General features: G+C 34.6%; 29 protein-coding genes, 2 tRNA genes and 1 rRNA gene. 16 read left to right on the forward strand and 16 right to left on the reverse strand.

From position 1 onward, the window contains the following. The first annotated feature begins 202 nt into the window (after positions 1-202). The 3 genes from rrf (at position 203) to H599_RS0104590 (ending at position 535) form a co-directional block, all read left to right on the forward strand. Positions 203-311 (forward strand): 5S ribosomal RNA (gene rrf / locus H599_RS0104580). A 58-nt stretch (positions 312-369) separates the two neighbouring features. Then, positions 370-442 (forward strand) — tRNA-Phe (locus H599_RS0104585). Positions 443-449: 7 nt separating this feature from the next. Further along, positions 450-535 (forward strand) — tRNA-Leu (locus H599_RS0104590). Positions 536-576: 41 nt separating this feature from the next. On the opposite strand, the gene H599_RS0104595 is transcribed toward H599_RS0104590, so the two are convergent. Together H599_RS0104595 and H599_RS0104600 are read right to left on the reverse strand one after the other, a co-directional pair. Beyond that, a complete protein-coding gene (locus tag H599_RS0104595; protein WP_026713045.1) occupies positions 577-1,545 on the reverse strand; it encodes a family 43 glycosylhydrolase in 969 nt (322 codons plus the stop codon). 107 nt (positions 1,546-1,652) lie between these two features. After that, positions 1,653-2,129, reverse strand: a complete 477-nt coding sequence (locus H599_RS0104600; RefSeq protein WP_026713046.1) for a DUF6265 family protein — start codon at positions 2,127-2,129, stop codon at positions 1,653-1,655. A 141-nt stretch (positions 2,130-2,270) separates the two neighbouring features. Here H599_RS0104600 and H599_RS0104605 point away from each other — a divergent pair, with 141 nt between their 5' ends. The 3 genes from H599_RS0104605 (at position 2,271) to H599_RS0104615 (ending at position 6,892) form a co-directional block, all read left to right on the forward strand. Continuing rightward, positions 2,271-3,431: an MFS transporter gene (locus tag H599_RS0104605; RefSeq protein WP_026713047.1), complete on the forward strand. Its 1,161-nt coding sequence runs from the start codon at positions 2,271-2,273 to the stop codon at positions 3,429-3,431. Between the two features lie 185 nt (positions 3,432-3,616). Beyond that, positions 3,617-4,693: a peptide chain release factor 1 gene (gene prfA / locus H599_RS0104610; protein ID WP_026713048.1), complete on the forward strand. Its 1,077-nt coding sequence runs from the start codon at positions 3,617-3,619 to the stop codon at positions 4,691-4,693. A 132-nt stretch (positions 4,694-4,825) separates the two neighbouring features. Then, on the forward strand, positions 4,826-6,892 hold the full coding sequence (locus H599_RS0104615) for a DUF5723 family protein (RefSeq protein WP_026713049.1): 2,067 nt from the start codon (positions 4,826-4,828) through the stop codon (positions 6,890-6,892). 126 nt (positions 6,893-7,018) lie between these two features. Here H599_RS0104615 and H599_RS0104620 read toward each other — a convergent pair whose 3' ends face one another. The 9 genes from H599_RS0104620 to H599_RS21065 form a co-directional block, all read right to left on the reverse strand. Beyond that, complete coding sequence (locus H599_RS0104620; RefSeq protein ID WP_026713050.1) at positions 7,019-7,666, reverse strand: DUF6565 domain-containing protein; 648 nt, start codon at positions 7,664-7,666, stop codon at positions 7,019-7,021. 73 nt (positions 7,667-7,739) lie between these two features. After that, positions 7,740-8,276 (reverse strand): hypothetical protein, encoded by a 537-nt coding sequence (locus tag H599_RS0104625; RefSeq protein ID WP_026713051.1) that lies wholly within the window; start codon positions 8,274-8,276, stop codon positions 7,740-7,742. A 66-nt stretch (positions 8,277-8,342) separates the two neighbouring features. Further along, a complete protein-coding gene (locus H599_RS0104630) occupies positions 8,343-8,609 on the reverse strand; it encodes a YtxH domain-containing protein (RefSeq protein WP_026713052.1) in 267 nt (88 codons plus the stop codon). Between the two features lie 25 nt (positions 8,610-8,634). After that, positions 8,635-8,787, reverse strand: a complete 153-nt coding sequence (locus H599_RS20730) for a lmo0937 family membrane protein (protein WP_155960741.1) — start codon at positions 8,785-8,787, stop codon at positions 8,635-8,637. 28 nt (positions 8,788-8,815) lie between these two features. After that, the gene (locus tag H599_RS0104640; RefSeq protein WP_026713053.1) at positions 8,816-9,445 is read right to left on the reverse strand and encodes a porin family protein; all 630 of its coding nucleotides are present in this window, start codon (positions 9,443-9,445) and stop codon (positions 8,816-8,818) included. Between the two features lie 183 nt (positions 9,446-9,628). Further along, on the reverse strand, positions 9,629-10,180 hold the full coding sequence (locus H599_RS0104645) for a hypothetical protein (protein ID WP_155960742.1): 552 nt from the start codon (positions 10,178-10,180) through the stop codon (positions 9,629-9,631). 84 nt (positions 10,181-10,264) lie between these two features. Then, a complete protein-coding gene (locus tag H599_RS0104650; RefSeq protein ID WP_026713055.1) occupies positions 10,265-12,031 on the reverse strand; it encodes a sensor histidine kinase in 1,767 nt (588 codons plus the stop codon). A gap of 3 nt (positions 12,032-12,034) precedes the next feature. Next, on the reverse strand, positions 12,035-12,481 hold the full coding sequence (locus H599_RS0104655; RefSeq protein ID WP_026713056.1) for a response regulator: 447 nt from the start codon (positions 12,479-12,481) through the stop codon (positions 12,035-12,037). Between the two features lie 12 nt (positions 12,482-12,493). Next, positions 12,494-13,057 carry a helix-turn-helix domain-containing protein gene (locus tag H599_RS21065; RefSeq protein ID WP_026713057.1) on the reverse strand — a complete coding sequence of 188 codons (564 nt, stop codon included), beginning with the start codon at positions 13,055-13,057 and terminating at the stop codon, positions 12,494-12,496. A gap of 175 nt (positions 13,058-13,232) precedes the next feature. Here H599_RS21065 and pyrF point away from each other — a divergent pair, with 175 nt between their 5' ends. Next, positions 13,233-14,054, forward strand: coding sequence for an orotidine-5'-phosphate decarboxylase (pyrF, locus tag H599_RS0104665; RefSeq protein ID WP_026713058.1), 822 nt, complete (start codon positions 13,233-13,235; stop codon positions 14,052-14,054). Between the two features lie 79 nt (positions 14,055-14,133). Continuing rightward, on the forward strand, positions 14,134-14,934 hold the full coding sequence (locus tag H599_RS0104670; protein WP_026713059.1) for an ABC transporter substrate-binding protein: 801 nt from the start codon (positions 14,134-14,136) through the stop codon (positions 14,932-14,934). On the opposite strand, the gene H599_RS20990 is transcribed toward H599_RS0104670, so the two are convergent. The 3 genes from H599_RS20990 to H599_RS0104685 all read right to left on the reverse strand — a co-directional run bounded on the left by H599_RS20990 (position 14,929) and on the right by H599_RS0104685 (position 17,073). After that, positions 14,929-15,075: a hypothetical protein gene (locus H599_RS20990; protein WP_169736894.1), complete on the reverse strand. Its 147-nt coding sequence runs from the start codon at positions 15,073-15,075 to the stop codon at positions 14,929-14,931. The two genes, H599_RS0104670 and H599_RS20990, sit on opposite strands and share 6 nt — an antisense overlap. A 402-nt stretch (positions 15,076-15,477) precedes the next feature. After that, positions 15,478-16,332, reverse strand: a complete 855-nt coding sequence (purU, locus tag H599_RS0104680; RefSeq protein ID WP_026713060.1) for a formyltetrahydrofolate deformylase — start codon at positions 16,330-16,332, stop codon at positions 15,478-15,480. 33 nt (positions 16,333-16,365) lie between these two features. After that, positions 16,366-17,073, reverse strand: a complete 708-nt coding sequence (locus H599_RS0104685) for a DUF4197 domain-containing protein (RefSeq protein ID WP_026713061.1) — start codon at positions 17,071-17,073, stop codon at positions 16,366-16,368. 159 nt (positions 17,074-17,232) lie between these two features. Here H599_RS0104685 and H599_RS0104690 point away from each other — a divergent pair, with 159 nt between their 5' ends. The 8 genes from H599_RS0104690 (at position 17,233) to H599_RS0104725 (ending at position 25,004) form a co-directional block, all read left to right on the forward strand. Beyond that, positions 17,233-18,192, forward strand: coding sequence for an ion channel (locus H599_RS0104690; protein ID WP_026713062.1), 960 nt, complete (start codon positions 17,233-17,235; stop codon positions 18,190-18,192). Positions 18,193-18,259: 67 nt separating this feature from the next. Further along, positions 18,260-19,156 carry a MerR family transcriptional regulator gene (locus H599_RS0104695; protein ID WP_026713063.1) on the forward strand — a complete coding sequence of 299 codons (897 nt, stop codon included), beginning with the start codon at positions 18,260-18,262 and terminating at the stop codon, positions 19,154-19,156. Positions 19,157-19,192: 36 nt separating this feature from the next. Further along, the gene (locus tag H599_RS0104700) at positions 19,193-20,680 is read left to right on the forward strand and encodes a phytoene desaturase family protein (protein WP_026713064.1); all 1,488 of its coding nucleotides are present in this window, start codon (positions 19,193-19,195) and stop codon (positions 20,678-20,680) included. Beyond that, a complete protein-coding gene (locus H599_RS0104705; protein ID WP_026713065.1) occupies positions 20,664-21,506 on the forward strand; it encodes a phytoene/squalene synthase family protein in 843 nt (280 codons plus the stop codon). The genes H599_RS0104700 and H599_RS0104705 overlap by 17 nt, the downstream gene beginning before the upstream one ends. A 23-nt stretch (positions 21,507-21,529) precedes the next feature. After that, positions 21,530-21,970 carry a sterol desaturase family protein gene (locus tag H599_RS0104710; protein ID WP_026713066.1) on the forward strand — a complete coding sequence of 147 codons (441 nt, stop codon included), beginning with the start codon at positions 21,530-21,532 and terminating at the stop codon, positions 21,968-21,970. Positions 21,971-22,312: 342 nt separating this feature from the next. Then, on the forward strand, positions 22,313-22,771 hold the full coding sequence (locus H599_RS0104715) for an SRPBCC family protein (protein ID WP_026713067.1): 459 nt from the start codon (positions 22,313-22,315) through the stop codon (positions 22,769-22,771). A gap of 5 nt (positions 22,772-22,776) precedes the next feature. Then, a complete protein-coding gene (locus tag H599_RS0104720) occupies positions 22,777-24,069 on the forward strand; it encodes a cryptochrome/photolyase family protein (RefSeq protein WP_026713068.1) in 1,293 nt (430 codons plus the stop codon). Positions 24,070-24,089: 20 nt separating this feature from the next. Beyond that, positions 24,090-25,004 carry a TIGR01777 family oxidoreductase gene (locus H599_RS0104725; RefSeq protein ID WP_026713069.1) on the forward strand — a complete coding sequence of 305 codons (915 nt, stop codon included), beginning with the start codon at positions 24,090-24,092 and terminating at the stop codon, positions 25,002-25,004. Positions 25,005-25,019: 15 nt separating this feature from the next. On the opposite strand, the gene H599_RS0104730 is transcribed toward H599_RS0104725, so the two are convergent. Together H599_RS0104730 and H599_RS19215 are read right to left on the reverse strand one after the other, a co-directional pair. Next, positions 25,020-25,565, reverse strand: coding sequence for a YceI family protein (locus H599_RS0104730; protein ID WP_026713070.1), 546 nt, complete (start codon positions 25,563-25,565; stop codon positions 25,020-25,022). Between the two features lie 5 nt (positions 25,566-25,570). Then, positions 25,571-25,957: a hypothetical protein gene (locus H599_RS19215; RefSeq protein ID WP_035141187.1), complete on the reverse strand. Its 387-nt coding sequence runs from the start codon at positions 25,955-25,957 to the stop codon at positions 25,571-25,573. Positions 25,958-25,985: the final 28 nt, after the last annotated feature.

A 25,985-nucleotide genomic window follows, 5' to 3' on the forward strand; every position in this document is an offset into this window, starting at 1 on the left:
CTTATGTACAAATCACCTCCCTTGATAAAAGGGAGGGGAAACTTTCTAATCCGTCCTTCGACAAGCTCAGGATGACAATTTGAATTATTTATCTCAGTATGTTAAGATATTAGCTCGACGCGAGCAGTCTCAAAGACGAAAGTCAAAAGTCATAAAGTGAAAACTTTAGACTTTAAGACCTTAGACTTTAGACTAATAACCTTAAGGTGGTTATTGCGGCGGGGCTCACCTCTTCCCATCCCGAACAGAGAAGTTAAGCCCGCCTGCGCAGATGGTACTGCATTTTGTGGGAGAGTATGTCGTCGCCTTTCTTTGAAAACCCCGTAACGACGGGGTTTTTTATTCTTTTTTTATCTTCGGATAAGAAATGGTACCTTAGCTCAGATGGTAGAGCAATGGACTGAAAATCCATGTGTCCCTGGTTCGATCCCTGGAGGTACCACTTTATTGCTCGGATGGTGAAATTGGTAGACACGCTGGACTTAAAATCCAGTGAACAGCAATGTTCGTGCGGGTTCAAGTCCCGCTCTGAGTACAAAAAGCTTCAATTAGAATAATCTAATTGGAGTTTTTTTTTTATTTAAAAGTATCTTTTATTCCGTTATTAGTTCTTTTAATTTTTTGGATGGTTCCGTCTTCATTGAAATAAAGATTTTCGGCACATACCTGACGTTGTCTTTCTCCACAGTTTGATTCGTTTTCTAGCCAACGGTGGTAAAATAATATCCATTTTCCTTTGAATTCTACAATTGAATGGTGATTGTTGCTTTCGTTTTCTTCATCCATGATTACTCCCTGATATTTCCAAGGGCCTTTTGGAGATTTGGCTGTATAATAAGTTAAAATTCTATTTTCTTCAGGCATTGTATAATAGTAAAGATCTTTTCTTTTAAATATCCATGGTCCTTCTCTTTTGGGTTTATAACCTCCCATGTCCATTTTGTATAGATTTCCTTTTACACTAAGTAAATCATCATTCATTTCGGCAACTAAATAATCGCCTCCTCCGTTGAAATAGATGTATCCTTTGCCGTTGTCGTCAATAAAGAGGCAAGGATCATTAGCGTAAGGCGTTGTCCATAGAGGTTTTCCAATGGCATCTTTGAATGGACCGATGGGGGAATCACTTACAGCTATACCGATTCCCATCCATTTTGTACTGTTTTTTGGGTTTACTCGGTCTTTAAAACCTGTTCCTGCCGGAAAGCAAAAATAATACTTGCCATTTTTGTAAGCGCAGTCTGGAGCCCAGGCGAAATTATCGGCCCAATCAAGATCGTTAACGGATAAAATAACTCCGTGATCTGTCCAATTGACTAAGTCAGCCGAAGAAAAAACATGCCAGTCTTTCATGAAAAAATCAGTCTGACATTCTTCGTCATGGGAGGTGTAAACATACATTTTTCCGTCTTTCCATACATGAGCGGAGGGGTCAGCTGTAAATATTTTGCTTCCGAAGTTGAGGGGATTTTGAGAAAATGATTTTTTTGAGCTTCCGATTAATAAAAGAAAAGCAGATAGAATTGATATGGTTTTTCTATTCATTTAAGTTGGTTTTTTAGATTAGAAATCATGGTTATGATAAATATAAGTGATTTTAAATAAAAAAACCTTGCTTTTTAGGGCAAGGTTTAAGAAAAAGATACTTGTTTTTATTTAGTTTTTACTAATGTGTATTTTTCAGTGGTGGTTTTTCCTGATTGGACTCCTGAAATTTCGGTAATAATGCCATTGGAGTCTTTTTTATAAGTGATTTTTTGAGGATAATCGTTTTTTAGATTTTCAAAAAGTACTTTGTCTTCAATTTCTTTATTCAGTTCAAAACGGATAGGTTTGTTGTTGTTTTGTCCTTTTATAGTAGTTATATAACTAAGTTTTTCTCCATTTTGTTGGAGGATAATATTTTCGTGGTGAATCGTGTCTTTGTCTTTGATAAAAAGTGATTGCGCCTTAAATGTGCTGTCATTTACTTTTTGCCAACTTTCCGAAAGTGTGCCCCAATTAGTTTTGTATTCCCAATTTCCAATAAGCCAATCAGCTTTTTTAATCAGGTCTTTTTCGGTTGAATTATTTTTTTGACATGCGATGACAAGCAAAAAAGCAAATAAATAGAAGATTGATTTTTTCATAAAAAAGGATTTGATGTTGTGTCAAATTCGAGACAAAATTACGAAAAATACTATTTGTTTTATTAGTTGAGATTATCATTATTTTAATATTCTTTACATATTAAAAGCTTTATTTTTACAGTCCAATTTGAAATTTATAACATGATTACAGACTGTTTTAGAAAAATAAGTCAGACTCCTAAAGGATATCGATTAGCAACAACCGTTTTTTTCTTTATTTCAGGTTTTGGATATTCTTCCTGGGCATCGCGAATTCCGGCGATTAAAGAACAGTTGCATTTGTCGGAAGCTGAATTTGGAACGGTTTTGTTTGCTTTTCCAATAGGCTTAATGTTAACGATGCCTTTTACACGAAGAATTTTAAATATAATGAGCAGTCGTTATTGTATGCTGTTAGGAGCAGTTATGTTTAATGTCGTTTTGGCTTTGCCTGGTTTTGCAGCATTTGTATGGCAATTGGTTTTGATTCTTCTGATATTTGGTGGTTCGCGTAATATTTTGAATTTGTCGATGAATGCACAGGCGCTAGAAGTGCAGCGTTTGTATCCAAAATCGATTATGACTACTTTTCATGCTGTATGGAGTTTGGCTGGATTTGCCGGAGCCGGATTAGGATATGTCATGGTAACGCAACATATAGATCCTTCGTTTCATCTGTTAGGAATAAGTGTTGCAATGCTTGCGGTTACCGCCTCTTTTTATCCAATGACAATTGAGTGTGAACCGTCAAAAGAACAATCTAAGTTTTTTTCGATGCCGGATAAAACCTTGTTGAAATTTGCTATTATTTGTTTTGTGTCAATGGCTTGTGAAAATACGATGTACGACTGGAGTGGGATTTATTTTCAAAATGTTTTGCATGCCTCACAGAAGATGACTACGGCGGCTTTTGTTTTCTTTATGACGGCAGTAACACTGGGACGTTTTTGTGGTGATTATGCCGTGATGCGATTTGGTATAAAAAACATATTGTTGTACAGCGCTATATTTATTTCATTGGGATTTTTATTATGCTTTTTACTTCCTTTTGTGGTTACAACAATTTTTGGATTTATATTAATTGGGATTGGGGTTTCCTGTACGGTCCCTTTGGTTTTTAGTATAGCCGGAAAATCTAAAAATTTGAGTAGCGGTTCGGCTTTGACTTCTATTTCAACGATTGGATATTTAGGGTTTTTAGTTGTACCGCCAATGGTGGGTTATATTTCAGAAATTTTGAGTATGAAATGGGCTTTTTTAATAATGGCTTTTTTAGGTGGAGTGATGATTTTTATGGTGAATAAAATTTCGGAAGAAAATTAGTGTACTACAACGGACTTTTGGAACTGAAGGGAGCGGTATCTCTAGATTTAAGAAAAACAAACCTTTTTAGCCGTAGTTTTTGTTTATCGGGAAACAGGTTAAGCTCCAAAAAAAATCTAAAAAGAGGCTTCTAAATTGTGCAATCTTTTTTGTATTTTTGCACTCCAATTATAAGGACTATAACTATGTTAGACAGACTTCAGATAGTAAAGCAACGTTTTGATGAAATTTCGGATTTGATTATCCAACCGGATGTAATTGCCGATCAAAAACGTTATGTACAGTTAAATAAAGAGTATAAAGATCTTAAGGCTTTGGCTGAAAAAAGAGATGAATATGTTCTTTTGATGGCTAATATTGACGAGGCAAACGAAATTATTGCTGACGGAAGTGATGCTGATATGGTAGAAATGGCTAAAATGCAGTTGGATGAAGCTAAGGAAAGATTGCCTCAGTTAGAAGAGGAAATCAAGTTTATGTTGATTCCTAAAGATCCTGAGGATGCTAAGAATGTGATGGTGGAAATTCGTGCCGGGACAGGAGGAGATGAAGCGAGTATTTTTGCCGGAGATTTATTTAGAATGTACACTAAATATTGTGAAAGTAAAGGTTGGAGAACATCGGTTGTGGATATGAATGAAGGTACTTCGGGAGGTTTCAAGGAGATTATTTTTGAAGTAACCGGAGAAGATGTTTACGGAACTTTAAAATTTGAAGCTGGGGTACACCGTGTACAGCGTGTTCCTCAAACAGAAACTCAAGGACGTGTACATACATCGGCAGCTACGGTAATGGTATTACCTGAAGCTGAAGAATTTGATGTGCAAATTGATATGAATGATGTCCGTATTGATTTATTTTGTTCATCAGGACCTGGAGGGCAGTCGGTAAATACGACCAAATCGGCGGTGCGTTTAACACATATTCCTACCGGATTAGTAGCGCAATGTCAGGATCAAAAATCACAACATAAAAATAAGGATAAGGCATTAGAGGTTTTACGTTCTCGTTTGTACGAAATGGAATTGGCTAAAAAACAAGCTGAAGATGCTTCAAAACGTAGTTCTCAGGTAAGTTCCGGAGACCGTTCGGCAAAAATTAGAACTTATAATTATGCTCAGGGTCGTGTAACGGATCACAGAATTGGTTTGACTTTGTATGATTTAGGGAATATTATGAATGGTGATATTCAGAAAATTGTAGATGAGTTACAACTAGTTAACAATACTGAAAAACTAAAAGAAGCCAGCGAGGTTTTCTAATCGTTAACTGAATATTATTTGTTAAAAAAAAGTATAATTTTTTATTTAAATTAATAAGAAAAAGCACTTAACTTGCGTTTGTAAATTAAGTGTTTTTTTTTGCCCTAAATTATTAACTAAATAGTATTATGTATGAAGAAGAGAATTTATCTTTCGTTATTTGCCTTTACCGGCTTTTTTTCGGTAAATGCACAGTCTTATCTGGGATATACGCCGGATAATTATGCCGGTGTTCAGAGTGTATTGTTTAATCCAGCGTCCATAGTTGATTCTCGTTTTAAAACTGATATTAATATCTTTTCTATTAGTTCTGCTGCCGGGAATGATTTGTATGGTGTTAAGATTTTTGATGTTTTTAAAAGCGGATATGATTTTGATTTAGAAGCTAAAAAGAATTTTAGCAATGCGAATCGTGCTTTTTTAAATACGGATGTAATGGGACCATCGGTAATGTTTAACATTGCTCCTAAACATTCTTTGGCAATTTTTACCAGAGCCAGGGCTTTTGTTAATGTGATTGATGTGAATGGACAAGTAATTAATGATATTACAAAAGATAATTCTTCCAGTTTTCCTACTGCTAATGTTGGAAGCCCAAATGCCGTTGGGAATTCCTGGGGTGAGTTAGGAATTTCTTATGCTGCTGTTTTATATCAAAAAGGGCAACATTTCTTAAAAGGAGGTATTACAGCCAAATATTTGCAAGGGGTAGCAAACTACCATTTTCAAGGAACCGGAATTACAATGGCATATAATGAGGATTTGATTTTGCCACAAAACAGTACTTATACCACAACGGGTACAGCTGTTTACGGATCGAGTCAGGATTTTGCAGCTAATTCAGATCTAGATATAGATTCAAAATCAAGAGGTTTTGGTGTTGATTTAGGTTTAGTTTATGAATGGAGACCTGAATATACAGCGGACAGAGCGGATATTAACGACTTAAAAGAAGTAAATAAATACAAACTGCGTTTTGGTATTTCGGTAACTGATTTAGGTTCTGTGAAATACGCTAAAGGAGTTCGTAATATGTATGATTTAAACAAGACAATTACTCAGGATGATTATGATAGCTCTGAAAATTTTGATCAGTTCTTGGAGGATAATTATAGTAGTATTCCGGTTGACGGAACTGTAAGATCATATTTACCAACGGCTTTACATGCTGATGTAGATTGGAATATTTACAAAAAATTCTATTTGAATGCTAATGGTGATTTAGGAATTGTAAGTGATACCAAATTAAATCAAAATAGTATTGCTAATCGTGTGAGCGTAACGCCTCGTTACGAGTCGAAATGGTTTAGTGCTTATATTCCGGTATCTTATATGGATTATAGCAAACAGGCGCAAGTGGGGCTAGGTTTAAGAACAGGAGTTTTCTTTATCGGTTCAGGTTCAGTTCTTTCTAATTTGGCTTCAAAAAGTTCAAAAGCTGCTGATATTCATTTAGGATTTAAAATCCCGGTTTATCAAAAGAAAGCGAAAGATCAGGATGGAGACGGAGTATTGGATAAAGATGATGCTTGTCCTACTGTTGCAGGGCCAGTTGAAAATAACGGATGTCCTTGGGGAGATCAGGATAATGATGGCGTTTTAGATAAAGACGATAAATGTCCAACTGTTGCCGGACCAGCTGCTAATAAAGGTTGTCCGTGGGAAGACAAGGATAAAGACGGCGTTTTAGATAAAGATGATAAATGTCCAACAGTTGCCGGACCAAAAGAAAATGCAGGTTGTCCTTGGCCGGATACTGACGGTGATGGTGTTTTAGACAAAGATGATAAATGTCCTAAAGTAAAAGGAACTTTGGCGAATAACGGTTGCCCTGAAGTAACTACTGAAGTGATTAAAAAATTAAATGATTTCTCTAAATCTGTTTTATTTGACACTTCTAAAGCAACTATTAAAGCAGAATCTACTGCGAAATTAGATGAAATTGTAAAAGTGATGAACGAATACAGCAATGCTAATTTCAAATTAGAAGGACATACTGATAGTACTGGTAATGCAGCTAAAAATCTTCAGTTATCAAAAGACAGAGCCGCAGCAGTTAAAGATTATTTAATTGCCAAAGGTATCAGCGCTGACAGACTTTCTTCTGAAGGTTATGGAATTACTAAACCAATTGCTTCTAACAAAACAGTAGAAGGCAGAGCTCAAAATCGTAGAGTAGAAATTATTGTAGTAAAATAATTTAATTTAAATTGATAAAAAAATGAGGCCTGAGTGCCTCATTTTTTGTTTTGTTTAAAAAAGGAAAGCTCCCTCTTCAAGTCGAAAAGAGGGAGCTTTTTTATATAAATAGAAGTAGAAGGGGGCTTATTCTTTAGCTTCTGTATTCTCTTTAGATTTAGCAGTAGCTCTGTTTATTTGGTAAAGAGTGGCAAATTTTATTTTCAAACCTGCAATTTTGATGTTGTCTTTTGAAGACAAACCTTCTTTTTCAACAGTGTTTTTTCGGGTATCTAAGGCTTCGTAGATAAGTTTAATTTCATCCCAGTCTTCTCTGCTGTAAGAATCTTTATTTTGTTCGATAGTGCTAATAAAATGCAAATAAACATTAGCAATATTGTCTTTATTTACCCATTCAAGTTTCATGTCTTCGCCAACTTTTTCGGTAAAAAAGCTGTTTCTGAAACTTTCATGCAACATAGCATCTCTTTTTAAAAGGACTGCAGCTTTGTATTCTTCATATTTGCTGTCAGCTTTATCAATCAGGGATTCCATTTCCATTTTGTTTTCCAGTTGATTCATAGCGTCCTGAGCTTCCATTTTGACTTTTTCATATCGGACCTGAATGCTTTCCCAGTTTTTGGTGGTTTCATCAGTAGCTACCCGGCTGATGGAATCAACATACATTGTAAATTGAGCCACTTTTTGATGTGCCATTTCCTGTTTTTCATCTTTACAGGAAACACTAAGGGTGACCAGAACAGTTAAAGCTATATATTTATGGATATTTTTCATAGGTTTTCTATTTTAAATTAATATGAAGTTGATTTGTGAGTAGTATTTTTTACATACTACTCATCATTTTTCTTTAAAGTTTAAATCCGTAAGCCAATCGCAAAGCAACTTGTCCCAGACCTTTGTCGGCGGCATCGTTTCTTATCGAAGGGAAATCAGGTAAGTATTCATAACGTACACTGATATCGATGTATTTAGTTGCATAACCAATTCCCGGACTTAATAACAATGATTTGTCGTTGTATTTATTGGTTACTGCAAATGCAGCTCCGGCTTCTCCCATTAAGTAGAATTTGTCTTTTAAAACAAAGGCTTTAAAACCTAATTTGGCAGGAATATAACCTAAATCATTGTCGTCTCCGCTAACGAATAAATTACTGAAACCTGTGGTTGCTGTAAGCGAATATCTTTTAGATAAATCATATTGTAAACGAACATCTCCGCCAACATTTAAGTTGTATGGATCTTCAAAAGGATAACCGACATTGGCACCAATACCTAATTTGAATTTTTGTTCATATTTATCTCCCGGAATATCCTGAGCCATTATGGAAGTGGTTCCCAGAAGAAATAAAAATAAGACCGCGATATTTTGGATTACATTTTTCATGATGAGTTCGATTTGAGTTTTACAATTATTTTTTACTTAATTTTTTTTTGAATAGAAAGATGCTGTTTAGCTTTTGTTAGTCATTCCATTCCCGGCTTTCGATTTGCTTTCCTGAAGCAATCGATGTGCATCGTCAGAAATTATTTTGTACTTATGATCTATTTTTTCAATCAGTTTGTCAAAATCTTCTTTTGCGTGTTCTTTAAGCGCTTTGGATTTTTCTGCGATTTTTTTTCTGGTTTTTTTCCCGCTTCGGGGTGCAAATAGTATTCCTAAAGCTGCTCCTGCTGCCAGTCCGCCAATTGCGGCCAGCATTACTTTATTTGTTTTCATAATATATGGATTTTAGGGTTATTTTTTAAAGTTGTTTTCCGCTAATAATTCTCATAAGTACCGCAATTACTGCAATTACTAATAAAATATGAATCAGACTTCCGATACTGTAGATAAAGAATCCTAAGGCCCAAAATATTACTAATAATACTGCGGCCAGATAAAGTATATTTCCCATGATTTCTTTGTTTTTAGATTAAAAATATTTAGAGTTTGAAACCAATATATAAACTCAAAGCACTGTTTTTTGAGTCGGGAAAAGTATAGGTGCTTCCACCAAAATTTCTTTCTTTCCCAATGGTTTGCAAACCATAGTTGTAACGAATTCCCAATGAGGTTGACGCAAAGTCAAATCCGATTCCGCCCGATAAACCGTAATCCCATTTGTTTAAATCATCATTATTGATGTTTTCTTCAAAGTTGAAACTGCTGTTGTTACTTTCGTTAGTGGCTTTTCCGTCAATTAAATAGGCCGCATAAGGACCAAAGTGAATATTGAAATTTGGAGTTACATTCAGTTTTAATAAAACAGGCATTTCAAGATAATTTAGTTTTAATCGGGTAGTTCCGGTGGCAAAAGCATTATCATATACTAATTCGGCACCTTTTCTGGAAAAGTTCAGCTCTGGTTGGATGGAAACAGCCGGAGAGACAGGTAAATTGGCATAGATACCGGCATTAAAACTGCTTAAAACATTATTATCATCAACATCGTCCGTATAAAGATTTGTAAAATTAAGACCTCCTTTTATACCTGCTGACGGACTTAGGCTTTGTGCTTTTGTAAAATTTACGAATGTGAAGCATAAAAATGCGGCTAATACTAAATTTTTCATGGCATTGTATTTTAAGTTATCAAATTGGATTTATATGTAGTTCCCAGGATACAGTACAAAATTGCAACATCTTTGTATTAAAAATGTTACAGGATATTTTCAGACTTTTATACAATTGCCATTTTGCATTTTGGCACAAAGAAAAACGCCCGAAAAGGCGCTTTTTAGAATTTATACTAGGGTTTAGGGATGGATTTTTTGCTCTTCCTGAATGCTGGCAATATTTTGTTGAATAATTGGAATTGCTTCTTTTGTCAGGGCTAATAAGTCGTTATTCAGGCTTGTTGTTGCGGTTTTTTTGTAAAGTTCTAATTCGGCGAGGAGGGAGTTATGAAGTTTTTTCAAATACATACTGGTGCTTACTTCGCTGATAAAACTTTTTAAAGTTGTGGTGTCGTAAAGTGTATTTGGAATAATGATGTAATTGTCTTTGGCAATTTTTCTAATGGTATTTTTAAATTGGCTGTGGTTTTCTTCTATTTGCAGTAAAACGTTTTGAGTACTGCTTGGTATTTTTCTTTCCCGCGCTTTTTGGGAAATGGCTACTATTTTCAGATTGGATTCGGCAATTTCAGTTAAAACAAATTCACTTACTTTAGTGTTGGTTTTAGGTGTTTCAATTTTAGCTTCTTTGTTTTCTTTGTTTTTTTTCTCACAGGATGTTACAAACATACTGCAACAGAGGGGAAGCAGAATGAAAAGGAAAACAGGTCTGATGCTTCTTATTGTGGTCATTTGGTGAATTTTGTGTAAAAATAAATAAAAAGACTTTTAGTGATTTTATATGATTCTTTAATAATATTATATAATTCGTTTTTATTAAACAGGCAAATAAATTTCAAAAACAGCACCTTCGTCTGGTTTTCCTTTTGCAAAAATATAGCCTTTGTGGTTTTCGACTATTTTTTTACAAATAGCCAGTCCTACGCCGGTTCCCGGAAACTCTTTTTTGCCATGCAATCTGTTGAAAAGCTGGAAGATTTTTTCGGCATATTTTTGTTCAAAACCTAATCCGTTGTCTTTAAAAGTTATTTTGATGTATTCTTTTTTGGAATGATCGTTTAGTTTTGGTGTTTTAGACGCTTTTACTTTTTTGGAACTAATGGTAATCAAAGGCGCTTCTTCAGTTTTCGAATATTTTAAAGAATTCCCGATGATGTTAATAAACAACTGTTGAAGTTGAAACGGAACACCTTGCACCTGATGTAATTTTTCAAAATGAATTTCAGCTTTTTTATCTTCAATATTTTCCGAAAGTTCGCTTATGGCATTTGCTGCAATAGTATTTAAATCGGTAACTTCAAAAGTTTTTTCCGAACGGCTGGTTCTTGAATATTGCAATAAATCGTCAATCAAAATGCGCATTCGGTTAGAAGCTTCCTGAATTTTTTCAAAATAACTTTGGGCAGTTTCTGATAGGTGATCTTTCTCTTTATATTCAATTCGGGAAATAAAAGTCTGGATTTTTCGCAGCGGTTCTTGTAAATCATGACTGGCAACGTGATTGAATTCCATTAATTCTTTGTTGTTTAGTTCCAATTCTTTATTTCGTAACTCGATTAACTGCGTTTTATTGAAATCTTCGCTAATATCCTGTGTGGTTCCAATCATGTTTTTGTTGCCCAAACGATCTACGAATATTTTGGCTGTTGATCGAAAATGACGAACTTCCAACGTGTCTTTTTTAATAATTCGGTAATGAATTAGTGGTAATAATTCGTTTGTTTCCGCTTGCTGAAAAGCTTCAATAAGAATTTCCCGGTCGTCCGGATGCACCGCGTCTAATGAATTTTCGAAAGTAGGCAGGAAAGATTCCGGTTCACAGCCTAATAAACGAAACTGATTGTCGGAATAATTAAAAGTTTTGTCTTCCAGATTTAACAGCCAGCTTCCGTATTTTCCCAAAATTTCGGCTTGTTTGCTGGATTCGTCAAATATTTTTAACTGTATATTTTGACTGATTAAGTCGTTGTAGTTTTTGATAATTCGCAAATAACCCAAACCTAAAATTAAGATGGAAATTAAGAAAGTCGAAAAAACAATCAACGGTGTATTGGAATTGTTGTAACGGTAAAGCCTTCCTTTAGAATCTAATAATTTGTTTTCGGTGTTGAGCATGTTGTCTAATTCCATTCTCAGGGAATCCATGACTAATTTTCCGTTTCTGAAATCGTCGTTAAATTCTTTTTTATTTGAAAAATGATTTTTGAAATAGGAAAAACGACGGTCAACCAAATCGTAAATTCGTTTGAGTTGAAGCTCTTTTTTGGCGTCGTTCAGGATGGTATTGTTTAAGTTTTGAAACGAACGATTGACATTTTTTCGGGCATCAATAAATGGTTCCAAATAGATGGAATCGTTTGTAATGATGTAGCCTCTGTGACCGGTTTCGGCGTCTTTTATAAAAGAAATAAGTTGACCTAATTCGATAGAAATTTCATAGGTATTAGTAATCGAATCACTTATTTTATCTAATTCTTTAATGTGCCTGTATGTAATTGAGGCCAGAAAAATTAGGATAAAAAAAGCGACTAAAAATACAGCCCTGATAAAGCCTAAGGAATCAAATAACTTAGATTTAAACATAGTTTACATGCGTAATAAAAAATTATCTTTATCTAATCCCGAAGTGATGTACTGCCAGTTAAGCGTTACGACTTCGGATAAAACTTCTTTTAGTTTTTCAAAGTGATTGGGTTTTTTGATATAAATATTTGCACCCAAAACAAAGGTGTTTTCTATGTCCTCTTCCGAAGAAGAAGTCGAGTAAATAGCGATAACAATATCTTTAAATTTCGGATAGGCTTTGATTTCTTTTAAACATTCCATTCCTGATTTTAACGGCATATTTAAATCCAGGAAAATAATGTTAGGTAAAATACTTTCGGGATCGTTCAGGAAATTCATTAAAGCCACACCATCGTTTACGGTGTTAACGACTGTGTTGATTTTTAATTCGTCAAAAGCATCTGTAAAAAACATTCTGTCGTCTTCGTCGTCATCTGCAAGCGTAATTAAGATGAAATCTTTTTGCATATTTTATTGGGCTTAATTGATTTTTTGATTGCTAATTTCGTTTCTTTTTTTAATAATTCGCTGAAAAGCCGAAGGTGTGATTCCGGTAGTGTTTTTGAATTGAGAACTCAAATGTGCTACACTGGAATAATTGAGTTTAAAGGCAATTTCGGTCAGCGTTAAATTATGATGGGTAATGAGTTTTTTGACATATTCAATTTTTTGAATGATGATAAAATTCTCGATTGAGGTATAAGTTACTTCCGAAAACAAATTAGAAAGATAACCATAGCTGTGATTTAATTTTTCGGCTAAATAAACCGAACTTTTAACAGCCGGAGTTTCTTCGTTAAAAATCATTTCGATAATTGTTTCTTTAATTTTCTGAACAATGATGTTTTTTTGATTTTCGATAATTTCAAATCCGTATTCGTTTAATACTACCGCTATTTTTTCGGAAGTAGCCGTATCGATACTTTCTAAAAACAAAATTTCATTCGTATTAATCAGATTGTATTTAACATTGAATACGGCTAATTTCTCTTCTAAAATTTTCTTTATTAAAAAAGCAGTGTCGGGTTTTAAAAATAATTTCAAGGCTGTTATTTTTAGGTTTTCAGTAAAAGTAATAAAACAGTTGCTTAATTGCGCTTTTTTTCAAAGTTAGATTACTCTAAAAAGTGTCGCATTACAGAATTTTTAGAGAAACTTATACAATTCTTATATTAATTAGCTTTGGGTTTGTAACTTTGCGCTTTGAAAAACAAAATGAATGACTACACAGCAACTTATTGAGCAAATCAACCTGAAAAAATCCTTTTTATGTGTGGGTTTAGATGTTGATTTAAATAAAATTCCTCAGCGTTTTTTAGCATTAGAAGATCCTATTTTTGAATTCAATAAAGCAATAATTGATGCAACTCACGATTTGGCTGTTGCTTACAAACCGAATATCGCTTTTTTTGAAGCTTATGGAATAAAAGGGTGGATGTCTTTAAAAAAGACCATTGATTATATCAATGAAAATTACCCTGAAGTTTTTACAATTGCCGATGCAAAACGCGGTGATATTGGAAATACTTCTTCGATGTATGCTAAAGCTTTTTTTGAAGATTTAAATTTTGATAGTATTACTGTTGCGCCTTATATGGGGAAAGATTCTGTTGAGCCTTTTCTGGCTTTTGAGGGCAAGCATACCATCATGTTAGCTTTGACTTCTAATGAAGGGGCTTTTGATTTTCAAACGCTTAATGTGGATGGTGAAGAATTGTACAAGCGCGTTTTAGAGACTTCAAAAAGCTGGGATAATTCTGATAATTTGATGTATGTAGTCGGGGCTACTAAGGCCGAATATTTTACAGAAATTAGAAAAATTGTTCCGGATAGTTTTCTGTTAGTACCGGGTGTTGGTGCTCAGGGAGGAAGTTTATCGGAAGTTTGTAAATACGGAATGAATGCCAATGTAGGTTTGTTAATCAATTCTTCCAGAGGAATTATTTATGCTTCTAAAGAAGATGATTTTGCCGAAAAAGCACGAGCCGAAGCCTTGAAAATGCAACAGGAAATGGCTGCGATTATGCAATTTAGAAATTAAAAGAAGCTTTTTTAAATAGTAGAAAACCATTAAAATTTTTTTAGTGGTTTTTTTATGCACAAAATTTAAAATCACCGATTTGGAAAAATATACTTTAACTGATGATTTGGGAACAAAGCATGTTTTTAATCAGGTTCCGCAACGAATTGTTTCCTTGGTACCTTCACAAACAGAATTATTAGTCGATTTAGGTTTGGAAGCAAACATTGTCGGGATTACTAAATTTTGTGTGCATCCTGAGAATTTGAGAAAAAGAAAGATCATTGTAGGAGGGACTAAAAAAGTAGATTATACTAAAATTAGTGATTTACAGCCTGATATTGTTATTTGTAACAAAGAAGAAAATACCTTAGAAATTGTCGAAAATCTGCGTCGTTTGTATCCGGTTTGGGTGACCGATATTGAAACGATTGAGGATAATTTTAAGATGATTGCTGATTTTGGACAACTTTTTTCCTGTGTTTTAAAAGCCGAGAAGCTGAATGCGGAAATTCAAAATGCTTTAAGTGATTTTAATGCTTTTATTGAAAAGAAACCGATAAAAAAAGTAGCTTATTTTATTTGGAAAAATCCTTATATGGTTGTGGGCGGCGATAATTTCATCCATCAAATGCTGCAACTGAATCATTTTGAGAATGCTTTCGGAAATCAATCCCGATATCCGGAAGTGCATCTTCAAAATTGGAATGAAAAGGAATCGTTGGGTTGTATTTTTCTTTCTTCCGAACCTTATCCTTTTAAAGAAAAAGATATTCCCGAAATAGCTTCATTTTGTCCTTCCATAAAAATTGTTCTGGTAGATGGAGAGATGTTTTCCTGGCACGGAAGCCGTTTGTTATTGGCTTTGGATTATTTTAAAGAATTGCAGCAAAAATTATGATTCGCAATCTTCTAAAACTAATTCTTCTTCTTCTTCTTTGTTGGAAGAATTATTGGTTTCTTTTTGTTTAATTCCGGTTAAGATTTTAAACTCTTCCTGTAGTTTTTCAATTTCACTTTTTTCTTTCAAAAGACCTTTCATAACAGTAAATTTTTGGCAAATTTACATTATGACAACATTAAAAACCTAGTTTTTTATGTTAAGTTTAGTATTTCGGCAGTTTTTAGGTATAAAAGCTAAGAATAATACTTAAAAGAGTTCTTGTGTAATTTTCGGATTGGTTTTGCTGATAAAGCGTTTTTTTTTTTTTTTTTGAGGTGAGAAAAAGTGAATCAAAAAAGAAACAGGGAGGTCATAAAATAAAGAAGTGCTAGTATTGGGATACTAGCACTTGTTTAACTAACCAAAACCAAATATAATAAATAACCAGTTCATTACATTGCAAAGATGCTACTTAATGACCGATATAGCTGTTAAGGTTTTGTTATTACTTTGTTGGTTATAAGTTAAGTTTTAAACGTCTGTTTAACAAAAAGATTCATTTTAAGAAAAGATAACCGTTTTGTTGTTGTACACCATGGTTTTGCGTTCGGCGTGTAATTTAATTGCTTTGGCTAATACACTACGTTCTAAATCACGGCCTTTTACAATAAAATCTTCTATAGAATGACTGTGCGAAACACGGGTGATGTCTTGTTCAATAATTGGTCCTTCGTCTAATTCTTCGGTAACATAGTGGCTGGTAGCGCCAATAATTTTAACACCTCTGGCAAAAGCCGAGTGGTAAGGTTTGGCTCCCGGAAAAGCCGGTAAGAAGGAATGGTGAATGTTGATAATTTTATTTTTGTACAATTCAATCAATTTTGGTGTGATGATTTGCATGTAACGTGCCAAAACGATAAAGTTAATTTTGTATTCTTCCAGCAGGGCAATTTGTTGTTTTTCGCCTTCTTCTTTAATGTGTTTGGTAAAAGGAACATGGTGAAACGGAATTTCAAAACGTTCGGCTACACCTTTCAAATCTTCGTGATTGCTGATGATTAAAGGAATTTCCAGAGGCAATTCTCCGGCACTGTATCTTCCTAAAATATCATACAGGCAGTGGTCGTATTTGGAAATAAAAAGCGCCATTCGGGGTTTGTATTCCTGAGTGTAAATTTCCCAGGACATATTGAATTTATTGGCTAAATTGTTTTGAAAATCTTTTTTAATAGATTCTAAATCAAAATTTTCAATGTTGAATTCGCATTCCAGACGCATGAAAAAAACATTTTCATTGGCGTCAACATGTTGGTCTAAATAAATAATGTTTCCTTCAATTCCTGCGATATAATTCGTTACCGAGGAAATAATGGCTTTTTGATCCTCACAGTGGATGAGTATGGTGATTTTTTGCATTTTATATTACTTCAATAAGTCAAGAGAATTGTTTTATTTGTTGTCCTGCATGGCAAAAACTTTTTGCAATAATGGCGATGTTCTTGCGCTGATATTGGTTCGAATGTTTTTTTCTTCTACAGCAATCATTTTAAAAACGCCGTTCATGGCTTGTTTGGCAACATAGTCTGTTAAATCAGGATTTACTTTGGTTACCAGCGGAATGCTGTTGTACTTCGTAATGATATTCGACCAAACTTTATCAGCACCCACTTTAGAAAATGAATTTTTAATAACCGGACTGAATTTTCCATACAAAGCAGTCGAAGTTGAGTTCTCTAAATAAGTTGTCGCCGAGCTGTTATTGCCTAATAAAATCCCCTTAGCGTCGGTAAAAGACATGTTTTTAACTGCGCTTACAAAGATAGGAGTGGCTTCTTTTACAGCGTCTTCGGCTGCACGATTCATTACTTTTAAACCTTCATCGGCTAGCGAACTTAATCCGATACGTCTTAATCCTGTATCCACTTTTCGGAGTTCTTCCGGGAGTAAAATTTTTACCGCTTCATTTTTATAAAAACCGTCGGTAGCAGTCAATTTGCTTACCTGTTTGGTGATTCCGTTATTTAGGGCCTCTTTCAATCCGCCGGCAATGTCAATAGTTCCTGTGGTTCCCACCTGAGGCAATTGATTCATGACTTGTTGCATTTCGGCACAGCCGTAAAATCCGCTTAGTAGTATTAAAAAAAGTATTTTTTTCATTTTAGGTGTATTAAGATTTTCTGTTTACGGCCAAAAATACTATTTAATTCCATTACTTAGGCTGATTTCTTATAATTAACTCCTGAAAATGATAGGTGTTTTTAAAGTTTTTAATCGAGTTTAGTTAAATTTACTTTCAAAATAAATAGTTGGACTTATATGGCGTTTTTAAATAAGATTAATTTAAGAGCTGTATTAGATAGAAATACAGGATTTGGTACCAATGCAAATAGTTACGGGGGACGCTTTTTTAATAAAGACGGTACTGCAAATGTAGAGAAACGCGGGATGCATTTTTTGCATCGGATTAGTTGGTATCATACGATGATAGATATGCCGGCTTGGAAATTTATGATGGTTATTTTTTCATTCTATCTGCTAATTAATTTATTTTTTGCTTCGATTTATTTTGCGATAGGGATAGAACATTTGGATGGTATTCCTGTAACAGATAGTTACTGGGTTAAATTTGGGCAGGCTTATTTTTTTAGTGCGCAAACTTTCACAACAGTTGGTTACGGCCATATTAGTCCGGTGGGATTTTTGACGAGTTTACTGGCGGCTACTGAGGCTTTGATTGGATTGCTGAGTTTTGCTATTGCTACCGGTTTGTTTTTTGGTAGGTTTAGTAAGCCAACTGCTTTTTTGAAATTTTCACATTATGCTCTTATTGCTCCTTATGGCGACGGTCGAGGACTGATGATTCGAATGACACCTTTTAAAAATACCAATTTTACAGACGCTGAGGCCAAAATGACCTTAGGAATGAGTGTTGAAGAGAATGGTGTTAAGGTAAATAAGTTTTATTCATTAGATCTGGAATTGTCCAAAATAAATACCTTAACACTAAGTTGGACTTTGGTGCATCCTATCAATGAAAAAAGCCCTTTATATCAGTTTTCTAAAGAGGATTTTAATAATACTGTTGGTGAAATTCTGGTTTTTGTCAAAACTTTTGATGATATGTTTTCCAATACTGTAGCGACAAGAACTTCTTATACCTTTAACGAAGTAATTTATGGTGCTAAGTTTGTTCCAATGTATAAAAGGAGTTCGGATAATTCTAAAACTATTTTGGATTTAGATAAATTAAATCACTTTGATGATTATATTTTTTAGTTAATTAAAGTTGTGTTGTTCAGTTAAGGAATAAAACTTATATTTGTTTAACGTTATTCTTTAAAAAATGAACAATATAAAAACAGTTTTTAGTATTAAAGATCTCGAAAATCTTTCCGGAATTAAAGCACATACCATTCGTATTTGGGAGAAAAGATATCAGATTTTAGAACCAATGCGAACGGATACTAATATTCGGTTGTATGATTTGAGCAGTTTGCAAAAGTTGTTGAATATTAGTTTTTTGCATGAATACGGGTATAAAATTTCAAAAATAGCTTCTTATCCGGAAACTGAAATTCCGGAATTAGTCCGCCAGATTGTTTCGGCCAAAAACGCAAAAAATCATGCCTTGAATGCTTTCAAAATGGCTATGATTAATTTTGATCAACAATTGTTTTTTAATACTTACGATTGGCTGGCTTCTGAAAAAACATTTCAGGAAATTTTTCAGCAGGTGTTTTTACTTCTTCTGGATGAAATTGGTTTATTGTGGCAAACCGATACTATTTCGCCTGCACATGAGCATTTTATAAGTTGTTTAATCCGGCAGAAAATCATCTTAAATTCCGAAAAATTGCAGGTTTTAAATCCGACTAAAACCGATAAAGTCTTTGTGTTGTCGCTTCCTTTGAATGAAATTCATGAGTTGGGATTGATGTATTTGCATTATGAAATTCTTTTAGCGGGCTACCAAAGTATTTATTTGGGCGAAAGTATGCCTGTGTGTTATTTGAAAGATTTAAAAAAACATTTTGATACTATTGTTTATGTTTCCTGTTTTACGGTCAAACCGGATCGGGACGAAATAAACTCATATATTCAGGTAATGGCTGATGAATTATTAGATGATTCTACCGAATTATGGTTTACAGGAAGGTTAGCCGCTTTGATTCGTCAGGAGTCATTTTCCGAAAAAGTCAACGTGTTTTCTGCTATTGAGGAATTATTAGTACGGCTTTAATTTTTTGTTTAATTTTTATGTATATTTGTTAAACAAATGAAAAAGAAAATTACAATTATAGGTTCTGGTTTTTCTGCTTTGTCAGCGGCCTGTTATTTGGCGAAAAAAGGTCATGAAGTAGTTGTTTTTGAGAAAAACAATAGTATTGGCGGCAGAGCAAGGCAGATGAAAAAAAAGGGTTTTACCTTTGATATGGGGCCTAGCTGGTATTGGATGCCGGATGTTTTTGAACGCTTTTTTGCTGATTTTGGAAAGAAAACAATCGATTATTATCAACTTATAAAGTTAAATCCGGCATACAGGGTTTATTTTGGAGTGGAGGAGTTCATTGCCATCGCTGATAATTTAGACGAAATTGTGGCTGAATTTGAAAGCATCGAAAAGGGAAGTGGTAAGCAGCTTCAGGAATTTATGGCTGAAGCCCAAAGTAATTATAATATTGCTATAAAAGATTTGGTATATCGACCGGGCGTCTCTCCGCTGGAGTTGGTAAGTGTAGAAACAGTAAAAAAGATTGGTCAGTTTTTTGGAAATATCAGTCGTGATGTACGGAAGAAATTTAAAAACGAAAAGTTAATCCAAATTTTAGAATTTCCGGTTTTATTTTTGGGAGCAAAACCATCAGATACTCCTTCATTTTATAGTTTTATGAATTTTGCCGATTTCGGACTCGGAACCTGGCATCCTAAAACCGGAATGTTCGATGTGGTTCGGGCCATGGAAAATTTAGCGACAGAATTAGGAGTTCAGTTTTTTGTGAATTCGAATATTGAGAAAATCATTGTCGAAAATAAAACAGCCAAAGCTATCGTTGTTAACGGAGAAAGAATCGAGTCGGATTTGGTTTTAAGCGGCGCCGATTATCAGCATACTGAAACATTATTAGACAGAAAATATCGTCAGTATTCGGAAAAATATTGGGAAAGCAGGGTTTTTGCACCTTCGTCTTTATTGTTTTATGTGGGATTCAATAAAAAATTAGAAAATATTTTACATCATATGTTGTTTTTTGATACCGATTTTAATCAACATGCCAGAGAAATTTATGATGAACCTCAATGGCCAACAGCGCCGTTGTTTTATGCTAATTTTCCATCGGTTACAGATAAAACTGCTGCGCCTGACGGCATGGAATCGGGATTTTTCTTAATCCCTTTGGCGCCGGGAATTGAAGATACGGCTGCGTTAAGAGCGGAATATTTTGATAAAATCATGCAGCGATTTGAAACAATTACGAAACAAAGTGTAAAAGAACATATTGTATTCAAAGAGTCTTTTTGCAAGAATGATTTTGTGGAGCAATACAATGCTTATAAAGGAAACGCATACGGAATGGCGAATACTTTATTGCAAACGGCTTTTTTGAGGCCAAAACTAAAAAGCCAAAAAGTTCGTAATTTATATTTTACAGGACAATTAACCGTTCCGGGACCGGGAGTTCCTCCGGCTTTAATTTCGGGGAAATTAGTATCGGATTTGATAGATAAACAATTTCAAAAAAAAAACCATGAAGCAATTATTTGACCATGTTTCCTTCAAATGCAGCCAGTTAGTAACAAAAAACTACAGTACTTCATTTTCATTGGCGGTGTATATGCTTTCGCCAAGTATTAGAGATGCGATTTACAGTATTTACGGTTTTGTGCGGTTTGCCGATGAAATTGTAGATTCTTTTCATGGATTTGACAAAGAAAATCTAATTAACGAATTCGAAAAGGAATATTACAAAGCCTATCATTCCGGCATAAGTTTGAATCCAATTTTGAATTCCTTCCAACAAACGGTTAAGGAGTATAATATTTCTGATGATTTGATTCAGTCTTTTTTAAAAAGCATGAAAATGGATTTAATCAAGCAGGATTATGATTCGAAAGCCGAATATGAAGAATATATTTACGGCTCGGCAGATGTAGTAGGATTAATGTGTTTAAAAGTTTTTGTTCGTGGTAATAATCAAAAATACGAGCAGTTGAAAGATCAGGCTATGCGATTGGGGTCGGCTTTTCAAAAAGTAAATTTCCTCAGGGATTTAAAAGACGATAATTTAATTCTTAATCGCAATTATTTTCCCGGAGTCGATTTGAATTCTTTTGATGAAAAGGCTAAAAAAGTTATTGTCGAGGAAATAAAAGAAGATTTTAAAGTGGCTTACCAAGGAATTGTAAAATTGCCTATCGAAGCCAAATTTGGCGTTTACACCGCTTATGTGTATTATAAAAAATTGCTTCGAAAACTCGAAAATACGCCTTGTAAAGAAATTGGAAATAGCAGAATTCGGGTTTCTAATTACACAAAAGCAACCCTTTTAGCGCAGTCATTTCTGACCTACAAGTTGCGATTGGTCGAATAATTTAAGAATTATAAACAGTAAAAATGATTTCATTTTTAATTACAATAGTCGTTTTTCTTTTGATGGAATGTGTTACCTGGTTAACGCACAAATACGTCATGCACGGTTTTATGTGGTATTTTCACGCCGATCATCACCAGCCCAAATACAATCATGTTTTTGAGCGCAACGATATTTTCTTTGTCATTTTTGCCATTCCCAGCATCATCCTTTTTTATTTTGGAGTCGAAGGCGGAATGAACGAATTGTTTTTTATTGGTCTTGGGATTACCCTTTACGGTTTTTGTTATTTCATGATTCACGATGTCTTAATTCATCAGCGTTTCAAGTGGTTTAAAAACACTAAAAACAAATATTTAATTGGTTTACGAAAAGCGCACAAAGTTCATCACAAGCATTTAGGAAAGCAGGACGGAGAATGTTTCGGGATGCTTTTTGTTCCTTTTAAATATTATAAAATCTAAAATAATTCGGGTGTGCCTCCGCTTTCACTATCGTTCAATGTCATTAAGTTGAGGATACGTCTGTTCGAGTTGGCTTACAATTTGCTATAGAAAATCGTAAGCCAGTATCGAGAACTCTAGTTTAAACAAGACTTCTCGATACAATTTTAAATAATAAAGCTACCGCATTATTATTTAAAATCACTCGAAGTGACGAAAAAAGCTTAACTTAATGACATTGCACTATCGTTTCAGCGGGGTCAGGCTGTATGCTATATCTTTTATGCAGTCCGGAAGAGGCGGGACTACATAAAAGGATGCCGCTTCCATCCTTCACGCAAATCCAACTAACAAAAAAATCAGATGAAAGTATATTCTAAACAAAGCGTTCAAAAAGTCAATGCGTCTGTTGAAGAATGTTGGACTTTTTTTTCCAGTCCGCGCAATTTGCAAAAAATGACACCATTGACAATGGGTTTCGAAATCACTGATTTTGACGGGAAAAACATGTATCCCGGCCAAATTATTCAATACAAAGTTTCTCCGCTTTTAGGGATAAAACTCACTTGGGTTACCGAAATTACCATCGTAGAAGAAAATCGTTATTTTATAGATGTACAGCGATTTGGTCCCTACACCTTATGGCATCATAAACATTTTTTTGAACCTGTGGAAAATGGAGTCCTCATGACCGATTTGGTGCATTATGCATTGCCTTTAGGTTTTATCGGGCGCATGCTGAATGCTTTGGTAGTCAAAAACAAACTCAAAGAAATTTTTGAGTATCGGGCAGAGAAAATCAAAGAAATCTTTAATTCTTAACAAAAATGACTAAGGCTGCTGTTTCTTTTTTTTGGTTCCGACGCGATTTGAGGCTCCAGGACAATGTAGGTTTGTTTCATGCCCTGCAATCGGGGTTTCCGGTGATTCCTTTGTTTATTTTTGACGAAGCCATTTTAGATGCTTTACCGAAAGACGATGCTCGTGTAGGTTTTATTTATGAAACTTTATCAAAAATCAATAAAGCCTTACATTTGACCGGAAGTTCACTTTTGATAAAAAAAGGAAAAACGCATGAAGTTTGGCAGTCACTTCTTGAGGAATTTGATGTTAAAGAAGTTTTTTTTAACAAAGATTACGAACCTTATGCAAGGGAGCGCGATGAGCGTATTTGTGAATTATTGGAAAAAAACAACAGTATTTCATTCGCTTTTAAAGATCAGGTAATTTTTGAAGAAAAGGAAATCACCAAAGCTGACGGCTTGCCTTATACGGTTTTTACGCCTTATAAAAACAAATGGTTGGAGCAATTTCGAAAAAATCCAATCAGGGAATATGATACGTCCGGATTGTTTTCAAATTTTTATAAAAGTAATTTTACCTTTCCTTCTTTGGGACAAATTGGTTTCGTAGAAAATAGCACCAAAGTAAAAGCTTATATGTTGGAAGGATTGTTGAATTATCAGGAAAAACGCGATTTTCCAGCGCAAGATGCCACTTCTTATTTGTCGCCTCATTTACGATTTGGAACAGTGAGTGTTCGTGAAATGGTTGATTTTGCTGATAAAACTAATACTGTTTTTTTGAGTGAATTGATTTGGAGAGAGTTTTTTATGCAAATTTTGTATCATTTTCCAAAAGTGGTTACTCAAAATTTCAGGTCGGCTTATGATGGCATTCAATGGCGCAATAATGAAGAAGATTTTAAACGCTGGTGCGAAGGAAAAACGGGTTATCCAATGGTGGATGCCGGAATGCGTCAGCTGAATCAAACCGGTTATATGCACAATCGGGTGCGGATGGTGGTAGCGAGCTTTTTATGTAAACATCTTTTAATTCAATGGCAATGGGGGGAAGCTTATTTTGCCGAAAAATTATTGGATTATGATTTGTCGGCTAATGTTGGTAATTGGCAATGGACGGCCGGAACAGGTTGCGATGCGGCGCCTTATTTTCGTGTTTTTAATCCGGACATTCAACTTAAAAAATTTGATGAAAAAGGAATATATATTCGAAAATGGATTCCTGAATTTGATTTGGGCTATGGCCAACCGATGATTGATCATGATTTTGCCAGAGATCGGGCTATTGCTACATATAAAGCGGGGATTTTGGTATAAATTAAGTAAAGAGGGGTGTCATGAAAAAGAATGTTTTAATAACGGGAGGAACTGGTTTTGTAGGTAAACATTTAACGGCAATGTTGGTTACTCATGGTTTTTCAGTATCTGTTTTAAGTCGGAAAAAACAACCTGATACTGACGATGTTTCTTTTTATTTGTGGGATTTAGAAAAGCAAACTATAGCTTCTGGAGCTATTGAAAGAGCCGATTATATCATTCACCTGGCAGGAGAAAGTATTGCTCAAAAACGTTGGACAACTAAAAGAAAAGAATCTATTTTATTCAGCAGAGTGGCGTCGGCGCGATTGCTTTATACAGCTTTACTAAAAAACAATCACAAAGTGGCTGCTTTTATTTCAGCTTCGGCGGTGGGGATTTACGGAGCCGTAAACGGAAAGGAAATTTGTACCGAAGAAATGCCGCCTGCCGACGATTTTTTAGGCTTGAGCTGTCAAAAATGGGAAGCAGCTGTGCAACAGTTTGAAAATTTAGACATTCGCACAGTGAGGATTCGAACCGGATTAGTCTTGGGAGAAAACGAAGGTTTGTTAAAACAATTAAGTACTGTTTTTAAATTGAAATTAGGTGCTGTTTTAGGATCCGGAAAACAATTTATGCCATGGATTCATATTGATGATTTGTGTCGGATTTATTTAGAAGCAATCATAAATTCAGAGATGAACGGGGCTTATAATGCTGCTATTACCGATGATACTAACAATAAAATATTTTCGAAAGTTTTAGCCGGGATTTACAATTATAAAATTTGGTTACCCAATGTTCCGGCTTTTTTGATAAAATTAGCTTTGGGTGAAATGGCGAAACTGGTTCTTACCGGAAGAAGAATTTCCAATGCAAAAATAAAAGCAGCCGGGTTTAAATTTCAATTTGAAAATCTGGAAATCGCCTTGCGTGATTGTCTAGGGAGATAAGCGGTTTTTATCGGATTATTGTAAAATATAATTCACTTTTACTGTTACAGTTTCAGCAATTTTTGGCCGGATAATTTTAGGGATGCTAATGTTGAAATCTTCCGGATACAGGATAAAATCAGCGTTTAATTCCAGATTATTTCCTGTTTTTTTGATAACAACCGGGACTGTAATTTCTTTGGTTACTCCATGTAAAGTCAGGGTTCCGCTAACATCATATTTTTGTCCTTTTGCATTTGTTTTGCTAACATCAAAATTTTTAATTTTTCCTTTAAAAATTGCTTTTGGATACTTACTGCTTTCGATAAAATTTTCATTAAAATGTTCTTCCATCAGAGCAACTTTAAAATGAAACCCTCTCATGAGAGCCAGGCTGGCTATTTCTCCGGTTTTAGTGTCCATAATACAGCTAACGGTAGTATTGCTTGCTTTTACTTCTTCAAATGACGGAACAGAAGCTTCAAAAGTAATACGGCCTGTTTTAGTTATTTTTTTATCCTGCGAAAAAACAGTTGTTTTTCCCAAAAAAAGAAATGCGGCGATAAGGAATAAAAGTCTCATTTGTATTATTCTACGTAACCATTGTTTTTCCAGGTAATAAACTTGTCTATGGTAGCCTGAGGCAATCGGGTGCCGTCCTTAGGCATCATATTAGTGTTTCCTTGTGGGAGCGAAATTCTGTCGATTAGTCCGTTACTTTCTACTGCCGTTTTAACTTTTGCATAAGTATTTAAAGATATTGTTGCATTGTTAGTTGGAGTGCTGCCATGACAGGAAATACAATTGCTTGAGATAACAAGACTAATTGTATTAGTATACGTTACAGTTGTTGGGGTTGGATTCGGATCTGGATCCGGATTTGGGTCTGGACCGGGATCTGAATCACCGCCTGATGAACAACTACTCAATAACAACACCATTGCTATTGAGAAAAATTTTAAAATTGTTCTCATGACTTTTGTATTTATATTTTAAGTAAAT

Origin of the sequence: Flavobacterium daejeonense DSM 17708 (assembly GCF_000425425.1) — a bacterium.
GTDB lineage: Bacteria > Bacteroidota > Bacteroidia > Flavobacteriales > Flavobacteriaceae > Flavobacterium > Flavobacterium daejeonense.